17 protein-coding genes are annotated in these 21816 nt (G+C 76.4%); 3 read left to right on the forward strand and 14 right to left on the reverse strand.

Going from position 1 to position 21816, the window contains the following annotated elements; translation table 11 throughout:
* Positions 1-101: 101 nt before the first annotated feature.
* Positions 102-563, forward strand: coding sequence for a hypothetical protein (locus IFT45_RS10725; protein ID WP_167258303.1), 462 nt, complete (start codon positions 102-104; stop codon positions 561-563).
* Positions 564-646: 83 nt separating this feature from the next.
* On the opposite strand, the gene IFT45_RS10730 is transcribed toward IFT45_RS10725, so the two are convergent.
* The 3 genes from IFT45_RS10730 to IFT45_RS10740 form a co-directional block, all read right to left on the reverse strand.
* A complete protein-coding gene (locus IFT45_RS10730) occupies positions 647-2032 on the reverse strand; it encodes an NtaA/DmoA family FMN-dependent monooxygenase (RefSeq protein WP_371810972.1) in 1386 nt (461 codons plus the stop codon).
* Positions 2033-2197: 165 nt separating this feature from the next.
* The gene (locus IFT45_RS10735; protein ID WP_192128100.1) at positions 2198-3634 is read right to left on the reverse strand and encodes an MFS transporter; all 1437 of its coding nucleotides are present in this window, start codon (positions 3632-3634) and stop codon (positions 2198-2200) included.
* Positions 3635-3831: 197 nt separating this feature from the next.
* A complete protein-coding gene (locus tag IFT45_RS10740) occupies positions 3832-4677 on the reverse strand; it encodes a gamma-glutamyl-gamma-aminobutyrate hydrolase family protein (RefSeq protein ID WP_192128101.1) in 846 nt (281 codons plus the stop codon).
* A 150-nt stretch (positions 4678-4827) separates the two neighbouring features.
* Here IFT45_RS10740 and IFT45_RS10745 point away from each other — a divergent pair, with 150 nt between their 5' ends.
* The gene (locus tag IFT45_RS10745; RefSeq protein ID WP_192128102.1) at positions 4828-5184 is read left to right on the forward strand and encodes a PRC-barrel domain-containing protein; all 357 of its coding nucleotides are present in this window, start codon (positions 4828-4830) and stop codon (positions 5182-5184) included.
* A gap of 137 nt (positions 5185-5321) precedes the next feature.
* Here IFT45_RS10745 and IFT45_RS10750 read toward each other — a convergent pair whose 3' ends face one another.
* Positions 5322-7289 (reverse strand): PIG-L family deacetylase, encoded by a 1968-nt coding sequence (locus IFT45_RS10750; protein ID WP_197982381.1) that lies wholly within the window; start codon positions 7287-7289, stop codon positions 5322-5324.
* A complete protein-coding gene (locus IFT45_RS10755; protein ID WP_192128104.1) occupies positions 7282-9573 on the reverse strand; it encodes a hypothetical protein in 2292 nt (763 codons plus the stop codon). Before IFT45_RS10755 ends, IFT45_RS10750 begins: the two co-directional genes overlap by 8 nt.
* Before the next feature lie 326 nt (positions 9574-9899).
* On the opposite strand from IFT45_RS10755, the gene IFT45_RS17505 reads away from it, so the two are divergent.
* Positions 9900-10895, forward strand: a complete 996-nt coding sequence (locus IFT45_RS17505; protein ID WP_192128106.1) for a glycoside hydrolase family 16 protein — start codon at positions 9900-9902, stop codon at positions 10893-10895.
* 340 nt (positions 10896-11235) lie between these two features.
* On the opposite strand, the gene IFT45_RS10765 is transcribed toward IFT45_RS17505, so the two are convergent.
* From IFT45_RS10765 to IFT45_RS10805, 9 genes are all read right to left on the reverse strand, one after another.
* A complete protein-coding gene (locus IFT45_RS10765; RefSeq protein WP_056052713.1) occupies positions 11236-11805 on the reverse strand; it encodes a manganese efflux pump MntP family protein in 570 nt (189 codons plus the stop codon).
* Positions 11806-11966: 161 nt separating this feature from the next.
* Positions 11967-13094: a glycosyltransferase family 4 protein gene (locus tag IFT45_RS10770; protein WP_206759069.1), complete on the reverse strand. Its 1128-nt coding sequence runs from the start codon at positions 13092-13094 to the stop codon at positions 11967-11969.
* Complete coding sequence (locus tag IFT45_RS10775) at positions 13091-14686, reverse strand: glycosyltransferase (protein WP_192128111.1); 1596 nt, start codon at positions 14684-14686, stop codon at positions 13091-13093. Before IFT45_RS10775 ends, IFT45_RS10770 begins: the two co-directional genes overlap by 4 nt.
* A complete protein-coding gene (locus tag IFT45_RS10780; protein ID WP_192128113.1) occupies positions 14683-16461 on the reverse strand; it encodes an oligosaccharide flippase family protein in 1779 nt (592 codons plus the stop codon). The genes IFT45_RS10775 and IFT45_RS10780 overlap by 4 nt, the downstream gene beginning before the upstream one ends.
* Positions 16462-16759: 298 nt before the next feature.
* Positions 16760-17317 (reverse strand): NAD(P)H-dependent oxidoreductase, encoded by a 558-nt coding sequence (locus IFT45_RS10785; protein WP_185231610.1) that lies wholly within the window; start codon positions 17315-17317, stop codon positions 16760-16762.
* A gap of 166 nt (positions 17318-17483) precedes the next feature.
* Positions 17484-18092, reverse strand: a complete 609-nt coding sequence (locus tag IFT45_RS10790) for a hypothetical protein (protein ID WP_192128115.1) — start codon at positions 18090-18092, stop codon at positions 17484-17486.
* 165 nt (positions 18093-18257) lie between these two features.
* On the reverse strand, positions 18258-18692 hold the full coding sequence (locus IFT45_RS10795) for a hypothetical protein (RefSeq protein ID WP_192128116.1): 435 nt from the start codon (positions 18690-18692) through the stop codon (positions 18258-18260).
* 146 nt (positions 18693-18838) lie between these two features.
* A complete protein-coding gene (locus IFT45_RS10800) occupies positions 18839-19792 on the reverse strand; it encodes an NAD(P)-dependent oxidoreductase (protein ID WP_192045307.1) in 954 nt (317 codons plus the stop codon).
* A 231-nt stretch (positions 19793-20023) separates the two neighbouring features.
* Positions 20024-21700, reverse strand: coding sequence for a glycoside hydrolase family 13 protein (locus IFT45_RS10805; RefSeq protein WP_192128117.1), 1677 nt, complete (start codon positions 21698-21700; stop codon positions 20024-20026).
* Positions 21701-21816: the final 116 nt, after the last annotated feature.

A 21816-nucleotide genomic window follows, 5' to 3' on the forward strand; every position in this document is an offset into this window, starting at 1 on the left:
CTGGGCCCGTGTCCTCCGTTGCGCGGACACCGGCCGTGCGGTTGCCTTGGCATGCGCCGACAGGACGGCGCCGCACCACCACGACCAGGGGACCCTCCAGCATGAGCACCACCAGCTCCGACGCCGACGGCGTCACCGCGACCGGCGCGCGCCTCGGCGCCCGCGGCCGGACCCGCCCCCGCGTCGACCCCGCCTCCGTCCGGCCCGAGCGCGTCGTCGCCCTCCGCCGCCGCAGCGCCCCCCGCTTCTACCTCACGTACCTGCAGTCGCCGAACGACGGCAGCGACCCCGCGGTGCCCCTCGGCACCTGCCTCGTGCTCCGTGCGATCGGCGGCCAGACGCCGCGCCGCGTGTCGGTCGAGCTGCCGCACGACGTCGTCCGCACCGCGTCGTCCCTCCGCCGCGGCGCCTCCGTCGGCATCGCCACGCCCGGCGAGCTCGACGAGCTGGCCGTGCTCGGCACCGTCTTCGTCGAGTGGGTCTCGCGCGACGGCGTCACCCGCACCGCCTGGCTGCGCGTGCCGCCGACCCCGGCGCGGTACCGGGCCGGGACCGCCCGCTAGGCCACGCCCGCCCGCTAGGTCGCGCCCGCCCGATGGGTCGAGCCCTCCCCCGGGGCGCGACCACCGCCTCCGGCACGGCCCCGTCAGCGGCGGTGCGCCGCCGCGGGGTGGGAGTCGGGGAGGCGCGGGCCGCCCCCGGTGTACCGCTCACGCAGGGTCTGCCCCGGCACGTACGCTTCACGCACCCTGCCCCGACGCCGCAGCTCGGGCACGACGAGCTCGACGAAGTCGCGCAGCGTGTCGAAGGAGTGGTACTGGCGGAGGTTGATGCCGTCGATGCCCTCCTCGTCGAGCCAGCGCTCGATCTCGTCGGCGACGACCGTCGGGGTGCCGGCCACGAAGAACGCGCCGCCCCAGGCCTCGTCGACGCTGTCGACCAGCTGGCCGACGGTGATGTCGAGCGGCAGGGCCGCCGCCCCGGGGTGGTCGAGCCGCCCCTCCGCCTCGAGGGCCTCGCGCACCGTGCGGTCGCGCGGGTGCGACGGGGCGTCGAACGGGACGCTGCGGTGCACGAGCGCGCCCTGCTCGCTCGCGAACGACCGGTAGAGGGCCAGCTTCTCGGCCACCGCCTCCTCGGTCTCGGCCGTGACGACGCCGGCCTGGACGATGAACGACACGTCGTCCGCCGACCGGCCGGCCTCGACGGCCGCGGCGCGCGTCGCCTCGGCCACCTGACGCACGGCCCGGCCGCCGGTGAACACCACCTCGGCGTGCTGCGCGGCCTGCGCCACGCCGGTGGGCGACGCCGTCGCGAGGAAGAGCACCGGGGTCCGCTGCGGCGACGGCTCGCTGAGGTGCGGGCCGGCGACCCGGAAGAACCGGCCCACGTGGTCGATCGCGTGCACCTTCGACGGGTCGGTGTAGACGCCCGAGCCGGGAGCCAGGCCGTCGGCCGCGGGGTCGGCGACGACGGCGTCGTCCTCCCACGAGCCCTCCCACAGGGCGTAGAGCACCTCGAGGTACTCCGCGGCGCGGGCGTACCTCTCTTCCTTGGGGATCTGGTCGTCGAGGCCGAAGTTGCGGGCGGCGCTCGGCAGGTACGAGGTGACGACGTTCCAGCCGACCCGCCCCTTGGTGAGGTGGTCGAGGGTCGACATGCGGCGGGCGAACGCGAACGGCGGCTCGTAGCTCGTCGACGCCGTGACGCCGAAGCCGAGGTGCTCGGTGACGGCGGCCATGACGGGGACGACCAGCATCGGGTCGTTCGCCGGTGCCTGGATGCCCTCGAGCAGCGCCGGGGCCGGGCTGTCGCCGTACACGTCGTAGGTGCCCAGCACGTCGGCGAGGAAGACGGCGTCGAAGCCGCCGCTCTCGGCGAGGCGGGCCAGCTCGATCCAGTACGCCATGTCGGTGTACTCGCGCCGGTGGTTGCCCGGCAGGCGCCAGAGGCCGTGCGTGATGTGCCCGACGCAGTTCATCTCGAACAGGTTGAGGATGAGCTGCTTGGGGCGGGTCTCGGTGTCGGTCACGTCGACGACGATGCCACACCGCGCCTCCGGCCGGGGGCGCGTTGCGCCGCGTTGCGGCGGGTGGCCGGGGCCGGGGCCGGGCGGGGCGGGGCGGGGTCGCTCTGCGCTGGGTCGGTGCGGGTCGGGCCGGGCGTCGCTCTGCGCTCGGTCGCGCCGGGCCGGGGCTCAGCGGCGGCGGCCGCCCGTGACGGCCGGGCCGGAGCCCGTCGCCGTGCCGCGCACCACCGCCACCGACCCGGTCACGGCCGCGACCGACGACGTGATGGTGCGGAGGTTCGACGTCGACAGCTGCTCCTGCGCGTGACCGTGGAGCGGGAATCCGCGGCGGGCCAGCGCCACGACGACGAAGCTCGCGGCGACGACCACGGCCGCCGAGAACGGCAGCGCACCGAGTCCGGTGACCCCGGTCAGCTGCGCGCCGAGCGCCGCGCCGCCGGCGATGCCGACGTTCGAGCCCGCGTTGATCAGCGCGCCCGCGATGTCGGGGCTGACGCCGCCCGCGCGGATCGCCGCCGCCATGAAGAGGGTGCCGGTCGTGCCGTTCGCGGCGACCCACACGCCCGCGACGACGAAGGTGCCGACGAGCGAGCCGTGCACCAGCGGCAGCGCCGCGAGGGCGACGGCCATCGTCGCCACGGCGACGAGGAGGGTCTGCCGCGGGGCGCGGTCGACGAAGGCGCCCGCGGTCAGCAGCCCGACCACCCCGGTCGCGCCGAGCACCAGCAGCGCCGTGCCGACCGCGTCGTCGCCGAGCCCCGCGGTCACGAGGTACGGCCCGACGTACGTGTAGACCACGTAGTGCCCCGCGAAGAGCAGCAGGTCGGCGACGACCACGGCCAGCAGCCCGGTGCGGGCCCACGACCGGACCGAGCCGACGTGCGGGTACGACTCGCCCCGCACCGCGGGCAGGAACGCCACCGCGACGACGGCGAGCAGCGCGGAGGCGGCGGCCACGGCCCCGACGGCGGCCCGCCAGCCGAGGTGGTCGCCGACCGTCGTCGCGAGCGGCACGCCGATGACGAAGCCGAGCGAGCTGCCCGAGTAGACGAACGCGATCGCGCGGCCGGCCAGCCGGGGAGGCACGATGCGCGTCGCGTAGGCCGACGCGACGGAGAAGAAGAGGGCGTGCGCGACGCCGCCGACGACCCGGCCGGCGCACACCACGGCGAAGGAGGGAGCCAGCGCCACGATGAGGTTCGACGCCGTGTAGCCGACGAGCGTGGTCACGAGCACGGCCTTGCGCGGCACGCGGGCCGTGGCCCAGGTGAGCGGCAGGGCGAGCAGGGCGACGGCGAGCGCGTAGACCGTGACGACGACGCCCATGCGCGACTCGGAGACGCCGAGGTCGACGCTCATCGTCGACAGCAGGCCGACCGGCATGAGCTCGGTGGTGATGGCGAGGAAGGTCGACAGGCCGAGCACGGCGATGCCGACCACGGCCGACGGGGTCAGCACGTGGACGGTGCCGCGGGCGGCGGCGGCCTCGGCGGCGCGGTCGGCGGTGCCGACGTCACTGACGCGCATCGAGCCCGTGTAGGTCGAGGGCACGCGGACGGGCTCGGTCTCGGGCCGGTCGGCGGGGCGGGTGGTGGTGTCGGTCACGAGGGCCTCCGTTCTCCCGCACGGAGGCGCACGACGACGAGCGTCGGGACGCGCCGGGGCCGGGGCCGGGGCGCTGCGCACTCGTCGCGGGTCAGGTCTGACGGGTGTGGGGGTGTTGCCGCTCCACGACGAGGGCGCTGTCCGTCCAGTGTGACACGGCCCCCTCCCCCGCCCGCAAGGCCCCCGAGCGGGCCGGGCTACGCCCTGGGCGCACGCACCGGCGGGGCCCCGGGCGCGCGCCCCGGGTCGACGCGGGCCCCGGCGGCGTCGCGCGCCGCGACGAGCAGGTCGGTGAGGACGGTGCCGCGCGACCCCGCGTCCTCCGGGTGCCACTGCACGCACCAGAGGGGCGCCTCCTCGTGCTCCATCGCCTCGGGCGTGCCGTCGGCGGCCCAGGCGACCACGCGGAGGCCCCGCCCCGGCTGGGCGACGGCCTGGTGGTGCGAGCTGCGCACGTCGAGGGTCGTGGCCCCGAGCACGCTGGCGAGGCTGCTGTCGTCGGCGACGCTGACGACGTGGTCGACCATGCTGTCGTCGACGTCGGCCGCGACGTGGCCGTCGAGGTGCTGCACGAGGTCGCCGCCGAGGGCGACGTTCACGAGCTGCATGCCGCGGCAGATGCCGATCAGCGGCGTGCGCGCCGCCACGGCCGCCCGCACCAGGGCGATCTGCGCCCGGTCGGCGTCGGGGAAGGTCTGGCCGCCGTGCGGCTCGGCGACGTCGCCGTCGTAGGTCGACGGGTCGACGTCCTCGCCGCCGGTGAGCACGACGGCGTCGGCCGCGGCCAGCCGGCGCCCCAGCTCGTCGTCGCCGGCCTGCTCGGCGGCCACGCGGTCGACCACGAGGCCGAGCGCCTCGGCGGCGGCGACGACGGAGGCGGTGAGCCGCTGCAGCTCGGCCTCGAACGCGGGGTCGTCGCGGCCGCCGTCGGCCACGTCGACGACGAGCAGGCGCCGGGCGCCGTGGGCGTCGGCGGGGCGGGCGTCGGCGGGGCTGGCCTCGTCGGGGCGGGCGTCGTCGTGTCGAGGGCTCAGGAGCGACATGCGCCCATCGTGCCACCCGGGGCACGACGCCACGCCGTCTCCTGAGAGCTCGACGCGACCCGCCGCTCGGCAGGGCGCACGGCGGTCCGGGCCGGTACCGTCGGAGGCGCACGACCCCGGACCACGCCGGGGCGGCAGAGAGGTCACGCCATGTTCGAACCGGAGAACCTCCGAGACTGGGTCGGCCTCGCGGTCGTCGACCCCACCGGCGACAAGATCGGCACGCTCGAGAGCATCTACTTCGACACGTCGAGCGACGTGCCGTCGTTCGCCGCCGTCCAGGTCGGCATCCTCGGCCGCACCCGCCTCGTCTTCGTGCCGCTCGACGGCGCGCTCGTCGCGCCGAAGCACCTCAAGGTGCAGTTCGACAAGAAGCTCGCGAAGGAGGCGCCGTCGATCGAGACCGACGGCGAGCTCGAGGCCCAGCGCGAGCAGGAGCTGTTCGCCTACTACAGACTGCCCTACACGCTCGGCACGGGCGGCGAGCGGCGGCTCGGCCGCCGCTAGGCGGCGCCCGTCGGCCGACGGGAGCAGCGAGGAGGCGCGGTGCCGGTCGGCACCGCGCCTCTCGTCGTGCAGGCGGGCAGGAATGCGGGCAGGCGGGCAGGCGGCCGGCCGGCCGCGCCGCGCCGCCCGCGGCTCGGCTAGCGCGTGCCCCGCACCCGGATCTCGGCCAGGCCCACGTTTCCCGTGCTGGCGCTGACCCCGGTGACGGTGAAGCGCACCGACGTGGTGCTGCGGCTCGCGAACGACACCGTGGTGGCCGAGCCGTCGTCCGCCAGGGCGGGCACGTCGACGGTCGACCCGTCGGAGAAGGTCAGGGTGCCGGCGGTCACCTGGTCGGAGCCGTTGGGCCGGTCGTGCAGCACGACCTGGTCGGTCGTCACCGCCGTCGGCCAGGTCAGCGTCAGGGTGACGCCGGTGCGCCCCCAGGGGGCGACCCACTCGGCGGTCGGCGCGGTCGGGTACCCGTCGGCCACGCCGTCGATCGCCTTGTCGGCGGTCTGGCCCGTCGACGGGTCGTCCCACGCCGCCGTCGCGACGGCGCCGGCCGTGACGTCGACACGGGTCGGGGCGGGGGCCGGGGCGGGCGTCGTGGTCGCCGCGGCGGTCGACTGCACCCGCACCTCGGCCAGGCCGACGTTCCGGGTGGTCGACGACACGGCCGTCACCGTGACGCGCACCGACGAGACGGAGCGGGCCGGGAACGAGACCGTGGTGGCGCCTCCCCCGTTCGCCAGCGCGGGCACCGTGACGGTCGAGCCGTCGGAGAACGTCAGGGTCGCGCCCGTCACCTGGTCGTCGGCGTTCGGACGGTCGCTCAGCACCAAGCGGTCGACGCTGCGGGCGGCGGCCCAGGTGAGCTGGAGCCACGAGCCGGCGCGGCCGCCGACCGTCGCCCACTCGGCGGTGGCGACGCCCGGGTAGCCGTCGGCGACGCCGTCGATCGCGGCGGCGGCGGTCTGGCCGTCGGCTCCGTTCTCCGAGCTGGCGGTCGCGACCGCGCCGGCGGTCACGTCGGTCGCGGGGTCGGTCGGGGCGGGCGTCGTCGGGGTCGTCGTCACGGGCGTCGTGGTGACGGGCCCTCCGCCCGGGGCGGTCATGGTCGGCGTGCCGACCGTCTGCTCGCGCGACAGCCAGGAGTACTCCGGGCGGCCCCAGCAGGCGTCCCAGCTCGCGCAGGTGCCGTCGTCGGAGGCCGCGTACCGGAAGAACGCCAGCGACTTGGCCCGCACCTGGTCGTCGGTGAGGTTAACGGGGAGCTGCGAGAGCCCGTAGCCCCGCCAGCCGGCGAAGCCGGGAGCGGTGGTGAGCTGCCGCCGCGCCGCGTCGGTGAGGTAGGCGACGACGTGGTGGTCGGGGTGGTCGCCGTCGTCGATCGCTCCGACGTGGTCGAGGGTGTCGACGTTGGTCGGGGCCACGCCCTTCATGATCGTGACGAGCTGCGCGCGGAGCTCGCCCAGCGAGTAGCTCGTGAGCCCGTCGACGGTGCTGAGGCGCGACTGCGTGCCCGCCCACAGCTGGGGCAGGCTCTGCCGGCCGGTGGCCGCGAAGCCCTTCCCGTCGAGGCCGCCGTCAGGGAGGTGCAGGAAGACCATCTGGACCTTCGACGACCCGCCGAGGCGGGAGATCCCGACGGCTCGGCCGCCGAGCGAGACGGTCGTCGACGACCACGTGTCGGCCACGCCGAGCGTCTGCGCGTAGGCCGCCCGGACCCCGGCCTCGCGGCCGCGCCAGTAGGTCGACGCACGCCCCGCGTCGCCCGCGGTGACGTAGACCGTGGTGACGCAGCGCCCGGCACGGAGGTCGGCGCCGAGGGCCGTGCTCTGGAAGAGCAGGTCGTCGTCCTGGTGCGCGACGACCGACAGCGTGGTGCCGGCCGCGCAGCCGGACTGCCGCAGCGACGGGGCGGCGGGCAGGGCGGCGGTGCCGGTGGTCGCGGCCTCGGCCGGCGCGGCCAGCGGCCCGACGAACAGCGGCGCGAGGGCCAGCGCGGCGACGGCGACGGCCACGAGGCGGAGGGCGCGGGGGGACGGGCGCCGGGGCGTCCTGCGGGTGCCGACCCGCGACTCCCCCCGGCTCGGGGCCGTCGTGCTGGTCGGCTCACTCATCGCCGGCTCCTGTCGTGCTTAGTCGGTAGAGGGTGGCGGTGGGCGTCGTCATGACGGCCTCCCAGCGGTCGTCGGCCGCGAACGCCGCGGCGAGCTCGGTGTAGTCGTCGTACGACTGGAAGCCGTAGCGGTCGTCGTAGGCGCCGACCACGTCGGAGACGAGGACCCACCGCTCGGTCGCGTCCCACGCCTCGAGGCCCGAGGTGAGGCGCGCCTCGTCGGCGGCCGCGTCGTACGACGACGTGTCGGGCCAGCCGCCGAGCGCCTCACGGGTGAGGTACTGCACCTGGTCGTAGCGGGCGGTGCGGGCCCCGGGGGTGGCGTTGCCGGTGCCGGGTACGAGCAGCGCGGCGCCGGCGGCCGCGGTCTCCTCGTAGCGGGCGGTGACGCGCGTCGTGTCGGCGCTCGCGACCCGGTTCCAGTCGAGGGCGGTGGCGCCGAAGACGTTCACGCCGACCACGACGACGAGGGCGACCGAGGTCACGACCACCGCGGCCCGCCGGCGGGCACGGGCGGACGACCGGGCCAGCCGCGGCAGCAGCCGGTGCCAGGGCAGCGACGCCGCGAGCACGCTCAGCCACGGCGCGGCGAACAGCGTGACGCGGAAGATGCCCTCGGCGCCGTAGTTCGTGGCGACCACCAGGCTGACCGGGCTGACCGCCGCGACGGCGAGCGCCCAGGCGCGGCGGTCGCCCCGCCGCAGCACGACCGTCACGAGCGCGACGAGGCCGAGCAGCACCAGCACGGCCGCGGGCAGCGCGAAGGCGAGGGTCTTGACGACCGGCACGGGCAGGGTCGCGGCCGAGTGCGCGGGCGGCGCGGCGTTCGACACCACGTCGCCGAAGGCGGTCGGCAGCAGGAAGGCCCCGAGCACCGACGCGTTCGACAGCGCCCACAGCACGGCGGGCACCAGCACCAGCGTCGGCAGCCACCACGGGCGGATCAGCCGGAACGCGACGAACACGACCAGCGCCGCCGTGGTGAGGTACGGCGAGATCTGGTGCGTCACGGCGAGGGCACAGCCCAGCACCAGCACGGCGGCGAGGCGCCACGGCGCGACCGACGCGGGGCGCGACCGACGTCGCGCGCCCGAGATCGGCGGGCGACCGCTGAGGGCCAGCGCGAAGACCGACAGCGAGAGCACGACGCCGAGCGACTGGGGCGAGAAGTACAGCGTGTTGAGCGTGAGCGTCAGGCCGAACAGCCCGCCGGCGATCCAGGCGCGGCCGTCGTCGGTGAGGAACCTCGCCGCGAGGACGGTCGCCGCGAGGGTGATCAGCGGGCTGATCATCACCGGCCACCAGGTCGCGACCACCATCACGTCGCGGAGTCCCGCGACGTCGGCGGCCCACGCCACGGCCGCGAACAGCCCCGACCACGACTGGAAGATGTCGACGCCGGTCGACGTGCCGCCGTTCGCCCGGATCGACTCGACCACGCCGACGTGCCGCGCCGCCGAGACCATCGTCGGGGTGCCGTAGGCGATCGCCTGCGACAGCACAGCGACGCCGCTCAGGCTCATCAAGGGCAGCGCCGGGCTGCGTCGCGACACGACGGCGACGACCGCGGCCGCCACGAGCAGCACGAGGCCGGCCCACCACAGCGGGCCCTCGATCGAGAGCAGGCCGCCGGGGGGCGGGTCGCCCCGGACGAGCAGCGACGCCACGACCACGAGGGCGACCCCGGCGACGGTGGCGAGGGGCACCAGCGGGAGGCGGGCGGTCGACGCGGCCCGCGCCTCGGCGGGGGCCTCGGGGTCCAGTGCCCGTCGGTCCAGGGCACGGGGGTCCGGGGCCTGGTCGCCGGGCCGAGGCACCTCGACGGCCGGGGCCTGCGGGAGGCGCCCGTCGCGGAGTGCCCGGAGGTCGCGTCGCACCGCGACCACCAGCATCACGACGGTGGCGGTCGCGACGACGACGGCCGCGGGGACGGGCACCCAGACGTGCAGGGTCGCCATCGTGATGCCGGTCAGCACCGCGGCGACGAGACCGCCGACCAGAGCCACCAGGGTGAAGCGGGAGGCGCGCAGCGGGCGCGCGAGGAGCGCCGGCGCGACGCCGAGCTCGAGCAGCAGGAAGACCGTGGCGGTCGCCTGGCGCAGCACGACGAGGTCGGCGACCAGCGCGACCGCGAGGCCGAGCAGGGTGAGGGCGACGAGCGCGGCGGCCGCGAGGCGCGACACAGGGCCCATCGTCGGGACGGGCAGGGGGGTTCCGTCGCGCGGGAGCTCGGGGTGCACGCCGTCGGGGCGCGCGCTCACGGTGACGGGGACGACTCGGGGCACGAGCGATCTCCAGGGGTTGCCGTCGGCGGGGAGGGACGTGCTCGCCCGCCGAGCCTGGGTGGGGCGGGGCGGAGGGGTCGCGGGCACGCACGGTCGAGGCCGGCGTCGTTCGGGTACGGCGGGCGCGGGTAGCCTGCCGGTCCTGCGAGTGTAGCCCGGCACCCCGGATGCCCCGCGACCCTCGAACGGGTGGCATCAGGGCGTTTCTGCGGGCAGGACGGCCGCTCGGCTTGACCGCGGAGCCCCCGGCGGCGAGGCTGTCGACGGCCCTCCCGGCCGCGAGCTGCTCGCGGCGACCCCGACGCGGACGGCCGGAGAGCTGAGACGTGCCCCGCAGACCCCCGCGCCCGAGGCGCGTCGTCGCGGCCGTCGGGCTGCTCGTCGCCGCCGTCGCCGTGGCCGTCGCGGTCACCGTGTCGACGAGCACGGCGCGGCAGGCGGACGACGCGGGCGGCCCCACCTCCACCTCGACCTCGACGCCCGGGAGGCACCCCGACGTGACCGACCGCCCCTCCAGCACGCCGAGCCCGGAGCCGACGAGCTCGGCCGCGGCCGAGCCTGCGCCGTCGACGGGGGCGGACGGGACGGGGGTCGGCGGGACGGGGGCCGGGGCCGGCGTGGCGCCGAACGGCAGCGGCCAGGCGATGCCGACCAGCTCGGGGCCCGGCTGGACGCGCACCTTCTCGGACGACTTCGCGCACCCGGTCGCGGCCGGGCGCTTCCCCGGTCGGTACGACGACAGCTGGGTCGCCTACGACGGCTTCACCGACACGTCGGGCATCGGCGACTACCGGGCCGACGCGGTGTCGGTGCGCGACGGCGTGCTCGACCTCGCGGTGTCGGCCGGCGACGGCGCCGTCACGAGCGCCGCCGTGGTGCCGCTCGTCGGCGGCGAGTGGGGCGGGCAGGTGCACGGGCGGTTCAGCGTACGGATGCGGGCCGACGCGGTGCCCGGGTTCTACGCGGCCTTCCTCCTCTGGAGCGACGGCAACGACTGGGACGACGGCGAGGTCGACTTCCCCGAGGGGCGCCTCGACGGCACGGTGCGCGGCTACAACCACACGCCGGGCGACCCGTCGGTGAACTCGTTCGTCGGCGACACCGGCATCTCCTTCGACGGCTGGCACACGTACACGATCGAGTGGCGACCCGACCGGATCGACTACCTCGTCGACGACCGCGTGTGGGCGACCACGAGCGAGGCGCTGCCGACGGCGTCGATGCACTGGGTGATGCAGGTCGAGGCGGCCGGCGAGACGCCGCCGGACGGCGCAGGGCACGTCGAGATCGACTGGGCGACGATCGACCGGTACGACGGCTGAGCCGGGGCGCGGCGCGCGTCGACGGTTCAGGGCGCAGCGGCCGCCCGGGCCGACAGCGGCCCCGCGGCGCGGCCCGCCCCTGAACGCTCGACGTCAGGCCGCGCTGCGTCGCCGCGGCAGACGCGCGTCGACGGTTCAGGGAGCAGCGGCCGCCCGGGCCGACAGCGGGCCCGCGGCGCGGCCCGCCCCTGAACGCTCGACGTCAGGCCGCGCTGCGTCGCCGCGGCAGACGCGCGTTGACGAGTCAGGGCGCAGCGGCCGCCCGCGGCGGCAGCGGGCCCGCGGCGCGGCCCGCCCCTGAACGCTCGACGCGGGACCGCGCGGCGCGGCGCGGCGCGCCCTAGGCGAGCACGCCGAGGTGCTCGAGCAGGATGCTCGTCCCGATCAGCACGAGCACGACGCCGCCCGCGATCTCGGCCGGGCGGCCCAGCGCCGAACCCACCTTCGCCCCGACGAGCACGCCGACGAACGTCAGCACCGCCGTCGTGACGCCGATCAGCGCGACCGACGCGCCGATCGACACCGGCAGGAACGCCAGAGTCACGCCCACCGCCAACGCGTCGATGCTCGTCGCCACCGACAGCACGACGAGCTCGCGCAGCGGCACCCGGTCGGCGTCGACGTCGTCGTCGGGGTGGGCCCGCGCGGCCTCCCAGATCATCTTGCCGCCGACCAGCGCGAGCAGGCCGAAGGCGATCCAGTGGTCGACGCCGGAGATCACCGGGGCGAACGCCGTTCCCAGCAGCCAGCCGATGAGCGGCATCAGGGCCTGGGCGGCCCCGAAGGCCAGGGCGATGACGACGGCGTTGCGCAGCGCCCGCGCCCGCAGGTGGAGGCCCTTGCCGAGGGCGACGGCGAAGGCGTCGGCGGAGACGCCGACGGCGATGAGGAGGAGGGCCCAGACGCTCACGGACGACCTTTCGAGGAGACGAGCACGAGGCGTCGTCGCCCGGCGGAACTCGACGATCCTGGCACGGCCCCGGGGGCTCGACTGCACGGAAAGGGCTGGTCAGGCATGTTCGACGAGACGAAATCCTGGGTTGGCGCAGCCGCACCGCGCCGCCGCACCGCTCAGCGCGCGCGGGCGTGCCGCCGCAGGACGGCCTCGAGCTCGTCGAGGTGCCGACCGTGCGGGAAGGCCGTCGCGACGTGCGCGCGTGCCCGCTCGCCCAGCCCCGGGTCGACCTCGCGCCACCCGAGGGCCGCGCCGACCGTCGCGGCCAGCGCCGCCTCGTCGCGCGGCGGCACGAGGAAGCGCGCGAACTCGCCGGTCAGCACCTCGGGCGCGGCACCGACCGCCGTCGCGACCGCGGGTCGACCGGTCGACATGGCCTCGACCAGCACGCGGCCGAAGGCCTCCGGCTCGGCCGACGGCATCACGACGACGTCCGCGGCGTGCAGCAGCGGCACGACGTCGCCCTGCAGCCCGAGCCGCCGCCAGCTGCCCGGCGGCAGCGCGTCGAGGGCCTCGGCGACGGCCGCGTCGGGCTCGGGGCCGGCGAGCACGAGCACGGCCCGGCGCGGATCGAGCGCGAGCCTCCCCCACGCCCTCACGAGCGCGTCGACGCCCTTGCCGACGGTCAGCCGGCCGTAGGCGAGCGCGACGCGGGCGCCGGGCGCGAGGTCGAGCCCGAGCGCTCGACGCGCGACCTCCGCCTCGGCCGGCCCGCCGAGGGGGTAATCGCCGGGATCGACCGCGTTGTGGACGACCGTGACGCGCTCGGGCTCGAGGCCCGCGGCCACCCAGACCGCCGCCATGTGGTGCGAGACGGCCACGAAGTGGGCGACCCCGGACATCACGAGGCGGGTCCGGTCGTAGTTCGGCAGGTGGTGCAGGTGCGCCACCACGGGCAGGCCCGCGGCACGCCTCGCCACCTGCGCCCAGACGATCTGCTCGGGGCGGTTCAGCCACAGCACGTCGGCGCGGGCCCGACGGGCCTCCGCCACCGACGGGCCGAAGGCCGCCAGGTCGCGGAGAGCGCTCCGCGGCGCCGCGTCGAACCGGAACGGCCCGCGCAGCGTCGCCCCGACGGCCTCGTAGGCCGCCCGGTGCTCGCCGTCGACGTGCCAGAGCACCGTCGTGTCGTGCCCGCGGGACGCCAGCCCCGTGACGTCCTGCAGGGTGCAGACCTCGACGCCGCCGACCGGCGCGAGCGTCTCGACGGTCGTCAGCACCCGCAGGGGCCGCCCCTCGCTCACGGCCGGGGCACGAGGGAGTCGCGGGCCGGGTCGCCGGCACCGCCCACGGTCGCCGGCGCGGTCGCCGTGCCGCCCGCGGCCGGGCCGGGGCGGTCTGCCCGACCTGCTCGGCCGCGCACGGGCCAGCTCGGCTCGTCGACCGGCGCGACCCACGAGCTCCGCCGCGCGGCGCGACGGCTCACGAGGTAGGCGCGGGGCCCGGACGGGTAGCCGCGCAGCTCGGCGAGCACGAGCGACCGCGGGTAGCCGTGGCCAGCGTCGCCGGCCGCGCCGTCGGCGCCGGCCGCGCCGTCGGCACCGGCCGGACCGTCGGCACCGGCGGCACCGGCGGCACCGGCGGCACCGTCGGCGAGGTCAGCACGAGCCGCGCCCGGCGCACCGGCCGGGGCGTCCTCGATGACCGGCCCCGCGCCTCCCCCGATGCGGCGCACGCTCTGGACGGCCATCGACCGCACGGCCAGGGGCGCCTGCCAGGCCAGGCCGAGCAGGTGCCGCGGGTCGCGCAGCACGAGCCCGGTGAGCATCGCCGTGAAGCCGAGGCCGTTGCCGCGCAGCTGGTGCAGCAGCTCGTCGGTGCCGCGGCGGTGCCGGTGGTGGACGACGGCGCCCGGCTCGTAGGCGATGCGCCCGCCCGTCCAGAGCACGCCGACGAGGGCCGCGAGGTCCTCGCCGCCGCGGGCCGGCGTGCCGGTGCCGAGGGCCAGGTCGAAGCCGCTGATGCGGCGCAGGGCGCTCCGCCGGAACGACATGTTCGCGCCGGCCCCGAAGGCGCCGACGCCGTAGACGGCGAAGCGCCGCACGAGCTCGCCGTCGGCCTCGACGCGGACGCGTGCCCCGGTGAGCAGCCCGCCGGCGGCCCGCTCCGGGGTGAGCACGAGCGGCTGCCAGGTGCGCTCGCCGCTGAACCCGCCGTAGTACCGCTCGAACCAGATCTGCGCCGGGGTGTCGAGCTCGGCGGGCAGGATGAGCCCGGTCACGGCGTCGATCGACGGGTCGTCGACGTAGGGCCGCGTCAGCTCGCGGAGCCAGTCGGGCTCGACCCGCACGTCGTCGTCGGTGAAGACGACGATCTCGCCCCGGGCCTCGGCGACCCCGGCGTTGCGCCCGGCCGAGATGCCCCGACGGGGCTCGTGGACGACCCGCACCCGGTCACGCCCGGCGACGAGCCCGGGCAGCACGTCGTCGGCCGGCAGCACGGGCCGGTTGTCGACGATCAGGAACTCCACGTCGGGGTGGTCGACCCGGGCGAAGCCGTCGAGCATCAGCTCGAGGTCCTCCCGACGCGCGACGATGGTCGACACCACCACGGTGACGCTCGGGAGGCGGTCGTCACCCAGGCGGGGAGGTCGCGCCTCCTCCACGGCGCGCGCCGCGGGCACGAGCGCGAGCAGCGGCGCGAGCCGTGCCCGCGTCGCCTCCGGATCGGCGTCGAGCGCGAGCTCGAGCGACCCCACGGGTCGGCCGTGCCAGGTCGCCACCACGAGGGCGGTCGCGTGCCGGTCGTCGGCCACGAGGTCGGGCAGGGGCCGGGAGAGATCGACGAGCACCACCCGCCGGGGCGCCGGGTCGGCGGGGTGCGGGGCGCGGGTCACGGGGTCTCCTCGGGGGCGGGGTGCGGGGCGGGGTGCGGGGCGGAGCTCGGGGCGGGCTGCGGCGCAGGGGCGGAGCTGGTGGCGGGCTCGACCCGCGACTCCCCGGTGCCCTCGTCGGCGGGCTCGACCCGCGACTCCTCGGGGCCCTCGGGCTGGGGACCTCGGCGGGCCGCGGCCAGGCGGCGGAAGAACCACGGCAGGCAGGCGAGCGCGACGACCACGCGGCCGAGGTTCCACTCGAGGGTCTGGGGCAGCAGGGTGGAGGCGCCGGCGACGACGACCGTGGCGAGCACGGACCACAGCAGCGGAGCGGGGGCTCCGCGCCAGCTCGCCCGCGTGGGCAGCACGCGGAGCTGCAGCGCCGACAGCACCGAGTAGGCGATCACGGTCGCGACCGCCGCGCCGAGGATGCCGAGCAGCGGCACCAGCACGAAGTTCAGGCCGACGTTGACCGCCGCCGCGACGGCCGTGATGACGCCGATCGTGCCCGCCTTGCGCTCGATCGTGAGGAGGCGGCCGCTGGCTCCGCCGGCCGTCGCCGGGTAGGCGGTCAGGGCCACCACCCAGACGACCACGACGAGGCTCGTCGGGTCGAAGCTGGCCGGCACGAGGATCGGCATCGCGAACGGGGTGACCAGCGTGATCGCGAGCACCACGGGGTTCAGCAGCCGGTAGATCTCGTCGCGCGACCGGACGGCGAGGGCCGTCCGCTCGACCGCGTCGCGCATGCGGGCGAAGTGCGGCGCCCAGGCGTTCGACGTGAACGACAGCATCAGGATCACCGACGAGCCCACCACGTATGCCACCTGGTACTGACCGACGGCGTCGGGGCCGAGCAGGCGCTGCAGCACGATCCGGTCGCCGGCGTTGAGCACGAAGTAGGCGAGGCTCGCGAGGGCGAGCGGCACGCCGAACGCGATCGCACGCCGGGTCACTCCGCGGTCGACGAGGCCCCGGAGGCGCGGGCGCGTCAGGACGAGGCCGAGCAGCATCGCGAGCGTCTGGCTGATGACACTGCCCCAGGCGTAGGTGAGCGCGCCGCCCCCGAGCGTCAGCAGCAGGGTCAGGCCGATGACCTGGCCGCCGACGGCCGAGACGATGCTCGTCGTCGCGAAGGCGCGGAAGCGGTCCTCGGCGAGGAGGAGGGCGAGCATGACCTGGACGGCGGCGGACGGCGCCGTCCACAGCAGGACGACGAGGAGGAGGTCGTGGTCGGGGCCGAACCCGGCCGCCCCGGCCCACAGGGGCACGGAGACGAGGGCGGCTCCGGTCGCGACGAACGACACCACCAGGCCGACGGCGACGAGGCCGCGGGCGGCGCGGGCGTCGCCGTCCTCGGCGTGCTGCAGGACGAGGGCCTGGTCGAGGCCGAGCAGGGCCAGCACGCTGACGACCTGGAAGATCGCCTGCGCCGAGGCGAGCGCCCCGAAGTCGGAGACGCCGAGCAGGTGCGCGAGCACGGGCGACACGACGGTGCCGGCGACGAGCTGCAGCGACCAGACGACGACGTAGAGGAGGCCGCGGCCGAAGAGACGGGACTCGGCGGGGGGCTCGGGGGACGCGGGGGTGGGGACGGGCGCGGGCGCTACGGGCGCGGCGGGGGGCTCGGCACCGGCGGGCTCGGTCGCGAGGTGGCGCGGCGCTCGGGGCGCGCGGGTCGCGGGCGCGGGCTCGGCGATCGCGGGCGCGGCGATCGCGGGCCGGTGCTCGGGCACGGGCGAGGCAGCCGTCGGGCGTTCGGGGCGCCGGTGACGGTCAGGCGGGAGGGCCTGCATGGGTCGGGTCCTGTCGGGGTTCGGGTGGGCGCGCCCGACGTCGACGCACGGGGTGAGAGTGCGTCACGAGGCCAGGACGAGGGGTCGGCGTCCGGGTCGAGCGACGAGCCGACGCTATCCCATGGCCCTTTGAGCCACAACGCCCCGGACGGGGCCCCTGCCGGGGACCCGAGCCCGCGCCTCCTCGGTGTCCGCTCCTCGGCGTCAGCACTGGTGTCCCCCGGCGGGGCCGACCGGGGGACGGCGCCGAGACGGCGGGCCGACCGCGAGGACGTCCCCGGGCCGGCCCGTCGGGGGGCTAGGCCGCGGCGGGCTCCGTCGAGGCGACGACCGCGGCGACGACCGCGGTCAGCTGCTGGGCGACCTCGGCGTCGTCGGAGGGGTGGACCTCCGCGAAGCGCTCGATCGAGCCGGGGATGCTCAGCGTGACGTCGTCGAGCACGCGGGCACCGGCGATGCCGAGCGACTTGCGCGCCTCGTCCTGGGCCCAGACGCCGCCGAACTGACCGAACGCGCTGCCGATGACCGCGGTCGGCTTGCCGGCCAGGGCGCTCTCGCCGTAGGGGCGCGAGGCCCAGTCGATGGCGTTCTTGAGAACCGCGGGGATGGTGCCGTTGTACTCGGGGGTGACGACCAGCAGGGCGTCCGCCTCGGTGAGGGCGGAGCGGAAGGCGACCGCCGCCTCCGGCACGGACCCGGGCACGTCGACGTCCTCGTTGTAGAAGGGGAGCTGGGCGATGCCGTCGAAGACGGTCAGGGTCGCACCGGCGGGCGCGACCTGCGCGGCGGCCTCGGCGAGCTGGGCGTTCGTGGAGCCGGAGCGCAGGCTGCCGACGAGGACGAGGACGGTGGTCATGGGTTCTCCTTGGGTGGGGGCTGCGGACGATGACGCGTCACCGAGGTACTACCCGGCGGGGGCGGGGGGCATTCCCGCGGGCTGGCGAGGCAGCCGTGGTCGGCGGGTCGCCGGGGTCGGCGGCCGGGTCGGCGGCCGGGGTCGGCGGCCGGGTCGGCGGCCGGGGTCAGGCGTGGCGGATCGTGCTGACCACGTCGACGAGGCTGGGCTGCGCCGGAGCCGAGCCGAAGCCGAAGCGCACCCGCGGCGACAAGGGCGCGAGGGTGCCCAGGTGGCGGTCGCCGTCGCGGACCTCGGCCGCCGTCACGTGGCGGGCCACGGTGACGCCGTAGAACTCACGGCGGCCGCCGCCCGCGGTGCCGGCCGTCCGGGCTCCCCGCACGAGGACTCGGGCCACCGGGTCGACGACGCGCAGCCACGCGGGGCGGGTGGCCAGCCCGCGCGGGACGAGCCGGAGCAGCATGCCGAGCGCCGAGACGCCGCCGACGGTGAGACGCACGTCGAGGTCGCCCGCGGTGATCCGCAGGCCGCCGTCGACCCGGTGGACGGCGACGGGCACCACCCGCACCTCGTCGAACGTGTACGTCGACGACACGTACTCGGCGATCACCTCGGTCGGGGCCAGCAGCGTCCGGTGGCCGTCGGGCGACTCCACCATCACGTCGCTGAAGCGCCCGAGCGGGGAGCTCTGCCACATGCCGACGACGACGCGCGTGCCGGAGGTCGTGCCGATGCCGGCGATGCGGCCGGTGAAGCGGTCGTCTGTGCGGGGCATGGCGGCGACGGTACGCCGCCGCGGCTGCGGACTGCTGAGCGTGCGGCCTCGTCCTGGTGCGGCAGCGTCCGGGTCGGGGCCGCCGGGCTGCCGGGCCCCGCCGCCGGGCCGCCGCGCCGCCGCTCGGCGTCGACCGTTCAGGAGGCAGCGTCGGCCCGTCCCGGCTCAGCGCCCGCGCGTCGGCTCGCCCCTGAGCCATCGACCGACCTGCCCCTCCGTCTCGCCCGTCGCCCCCGCGAGGTCGGCGACCGTCGCGCCGTCCTCCACGGCGGCGAGCGCCAGCCCGGCCCGCTCGGCCGTCAGCCGTCGCGTCGCCCCCTTCAGCTCCCGCAGCTGCTCGACCTCCTCCCCCGCCGTCAGCACGACGGGGAACGCGTCCGCGTCGCGGCGCTGCCCCTCGGTCGACCCCGCCCAGGCGGCGAGCCACGACCGCACGACCACCCGGCGCACGCCGACGCGGGCCGCGACCCTGACGGGCGACGTGCCGGCGTCGACCAGCCGCGTCGCGAGCAGCCCGCGCACCACGGGCAGGGCGGCGAGCTCGCGGTGCACGGCCGCGACCGCCTCGACCAGCAGATCGACGTCGGGGTCGTGGGGCACGGGCGTCCTCCCTGTCGGCCGGCTCGTCGAGGTGTCGAGCGATCAGGAGCGACACGCTCCTCCCCGACGATCCTCCCCCGGATCAGCCCCTCGCTCCTGATCCCTCGACGCGAGCCGCCCGGGCCGACGACTGCGCGCCGCGCCGCTCAGTACCCGGCGTCGACGTCGACGACCCCCTCCGGGGCGCCGCCGCTCGCGAGCGCCTCGACGTTCGCCCGCACCCGCGCCTGGAACAGCGGCGCGGTCATCTCCTCCGTGTTGGCCTGGTGCGGCGTGACCAGCGCCCGCGGCTCGCTCCACAACGGGTGCCCGTCCGGCAGCGGCTCCGGGTCGACCACGTCGAGCCCCGCGCCGCCGATCCGGCCCTCGGCGAGCGCCTCCACGAGCGCGTCGGTGTCGACGAGCGCTCCCCGGGCGATGTTGACCAGCACGGCCGTGTCGCGCATCAGCTCGAGCTGTCGTCGGCCGACCAGGCGCGTCGTCCCCTCGGTGAGGGCGGCCGCGACGACCACCACGTCCGCGTCGGGCAGCACGTCGTCGAGCTGGTCGGTCGTCACCGTGCGCTCCGCTCCCTCCACCTCGCGTGCGGTGCGCACCACCATCGTCACCCCGACGTCGAAGGGCTGCAGCAGCCGCAGCAGCTCCGTGCCGATGCCGCCCGCGCCGACGATGACGACGTGCGCCCCGTTCAGCGAGACGCCGCGCTGCTCGGACTCCCACGAGGAGGCGCGGGCCCTGATCTGCAGGGAGCGCAGCGTCGCCAGCACCAGGGCCAACGCGTGCTCCGCGACCGGGGCGCTGTAGGCGCCCTTGGCGCTCGTGAAGACGAGCCCCTCCCGCCGGGTCGCCCGCATCGTCTCGACGTGGACGTCCACCCCCGCGCTCGGCAGCTGCACGACGGCGACGCCGGGGTGCTCGTCGATCGCCCGGCGCAGCTCGCCCTGGTCGATCGAGCCCGCGACGACGATCATCCGGGTGTCGTCGCCGAGCGGCACCTCCCGGGCCCCCGACTCCTCGAGGGCCCGCCGGGCGGGCTCGGCGCCCCAGGCGTCGGCCCCGGTCGAGGCGGCGGGCAGGACGGTCACGGCGACGCTGGTCATGCGTCAATCTATCGATCAGGTCACGACCCCGTCCGGGGGGTGCCCGCGGTGGCAGAGTGTCGTCGTCGCACGGGGCCGCGCCTCCTGCGGCACGAGGCGCGGGTCAACGGCGATCCGCGTCTCCTCTCACCACGGCAGGGCGCCACGTGGCGCCCGCCGCGCCCGGCGAGGGCGACGGACCCGGGCGCACGACGGCCCCGACGGCAGCTGCCGTCGGGGCCGTCGTGGTGCTCAGCGGACGCGGAGCCAGACCGTGGTCTCCCCCGGGAGCTGCGCCGCGCCTCCGGCCGGCGTCTCGACCGGACCGCTCGACAGCAGGACCTCGCCCTCGGGCAGGGCCGCCGCCTCCGTCGAGAAGTTCGTCACCGAGTGCCAGCCGTCGTGCCGCGCGAAGTGCACGACCGCGGAGTCGTCGTCGACCCAGGTGAGGTCCTCGCCGCGCTGCAGCTGGTGACGGAGCGCCAGGGCACGACGGTAGAGCGACAGGGTCGAGTCGGCGTCGCCCTCCTCGACCGAGACGGCCGAGTCGGCGAACCAGGCCGGCTGGGGCAGGTGCGGCTCGTGCGTGCCGAAGCCGAACGCGGGCGACGAGGTGTCCCACGGGAGCGGGACGCGGCAGCCGTCGCGGCCCTTGAGGCCGTGCTCGGTGCGGATCCAGACCGGGTCCTGCAGCTGGTCGTCGGGGATGTCGGCGACCTCGAACAGGCCGAGCTCCTCGCCCTGGTAGACGTAGGCCGAGCCGGGCAGGGCGAGCATGAGCATCGACGCGGCGCGGGCGCGACGGAGGCCCGTGGCGCGGTCGAGCTCGGGCGAGGTGCCGCCCGACAGGAGGAAGGCGTCGCCGTCGGTCGTCGCCGGCAGGCCGTAGCGCGTCGCGTGGCGCACCACGTCGTGGTTCGACAGGACCCAGGTGCTGGAGGCGCCGCTCTCGGCCGCGAGCTCGAGGTTCGACTCGATGATGGTCCGGAACTCGGCGGGGTCGAACTCGGCCCGGGTCAGCTCGAAGTTGAAGGCCTGGCCGAGCTCGGTCGGCCGCGCGTAGAGCGAGACGCGCTCGCGGGCGACCCAGGCCTCGGCGACCGCGGTGCGGGGCGGGTCGTACTCGTCAAGCACCTCGCGCCACTCCTGGAAGATCTCGTGGACCTCGTCGCGGTCGTACAGGGGGTCGCTGCCGTCGGTGGGCAGGCCGAAGTCCTTCGGGTTGGCGTCGCGGAGGGGCTCGACGAGGTCCTTGGCGAGCCCGTGCGCGACGTCGACGCGGAAGCCGTCCACGCCCCGGTCGGACCAGAATCGCAGGGTGCGCTTGAAGTCGTCGCGGACCTCGAGGTTGCTCCAGTCGAGGTCGGGCTGCTCGGGCGCGAACAGGTGCAGGTACCACTGCTCGGGGGTGCCGTCGGGGCGGGTGAGCCGCGTCCAGGCGCTGCCGCCGAAGTTCGACGGCCAGGTCGACGGCGGGGTGGCGCCGCCGTCCAGCCCGTCGCGGAAGACGTAGCGGGCGCGGGCGGGGCTGCCGGGCTCGGACGCGAGGGCCTCGCGGAACCAGACGTGCTGGTCGGACGTGTGGTTCGGCACGATGTCGACGATGACCTTGAGGCCGGCTCCGTGCGCGGCCGCGACCATGTCGTCGAAGTCGGTCAGGGTGCCGAGCCGCGGGTCGACGTCGCGGTAGTCGGCGACGTCGTAGCCGCCGTCGGCGAGCTCGGACGGGTAGAACGGGCTCAGCCAGATCGCGTCGACCCCGAGCTGGGCCAGGTACGGCACGCGCGAGGTCACGCCGGCGATGTCGCCGAGGCCGTCGCCGTCGGAGTCGGCGAAGCTGCGCGGGTACACCTGGTAGACGGTGGCCTGGCGCCACCAGTCGGCGTCGGCGACGGGGACCTCGGTGGGGGTGGCGTCCGTGTCGGTCATGGGGCTCCTCGGGGTGGTCGTGGTGGGTGGTGCGGGTCGAGCTCTCAGGTGCGGGCGGCACCCCGCCCGGGGTGCGCGGCCCGGCGGCCGGTGCCTCCTGAACGCTCGACGCGGCG

Source organism: Frigoribacterium sp. CFBP 13707 (genome assembly GCF_014842245.1).
Taxonomy (GTDB): Bacteria; Actinomycetota; Actinomycetes; order Actinomycetales; family Microbacteriaceae; genus Frigoribacterium; species Frigoribacterium endophyticum.

What these genes read in the sequence shown, in the direction of transcription:
- IFT45_RS10725 (WP_167258303.1), top strand. Translation starts at nt 102, where the DNA reads ATGAGCACCACCAGCTCCGACGCCGACGGCGTCACCGCGACCGGCGCG.
- IFT45_RS10740 (WP_192128101.1), bottom strand. Translation starts at nt 4,677, where the DNA reads ATGTCGCTCCTGAGCCCTCGACACGACGACGCCCGCCCCGACGAGGCC.
- IFT45_RS10745 (WP_192128102.1), top strand. Translation starts at nt 4,828, where the DNA reads ATGTTCGAACCGGAGAACCTCCGAGACTGGGTCGGCCTCGCGGTCGTC.
- IFT45_RS10750 (WP_197982381.1), bottom strand. Translation starts at nt 7,289, where the DNA reads ATGAGTGAGCCGACCAGCACGACGGCCCCGAGCCGGGGGGAGTCGCGG.
- IFT45_RS10780 (WP_192128113.1), bottom strand. Translation starts at nt 16,461, where the DNA reads ATGCAGGCCCTCCCGCCTGACCGTCACCGGCGCCCCGAACGCCCGACG.
- IFT45_RS10785 (WP_185231610.1), bottom strand. Translation starts at nt 17,317, where the DNA reads ATGACCACCGTCCTCGTCCTCGTCGGCAGCCTGCGCTCCGGCTCCACG.
- IFT45_RS10790 (WP_192128115.1), bottom strand. Translation starts at nt 18,092, where the DNA reads ATGCCCCGCACAGACGACCGCTTCACCGGCCGCATCGCCGGCATCGGC.
- IFT45_RS10800 (WP_192045307.1), bottom strand. Translation starts at nt 19,792, where the DNA reads ATGACCAGCGTCGCCGTGACCGTCCTGCCCGCCGCCTCGACCGGGGCC.
- IFT45_RS10805 (WP_192128117.1), bottom strand. Translation starts at nt 21,700, where the DNA reads ATGACCGACACGGACGCCACCCCCACCGAGGTCCCCGTCGCCGACGCC.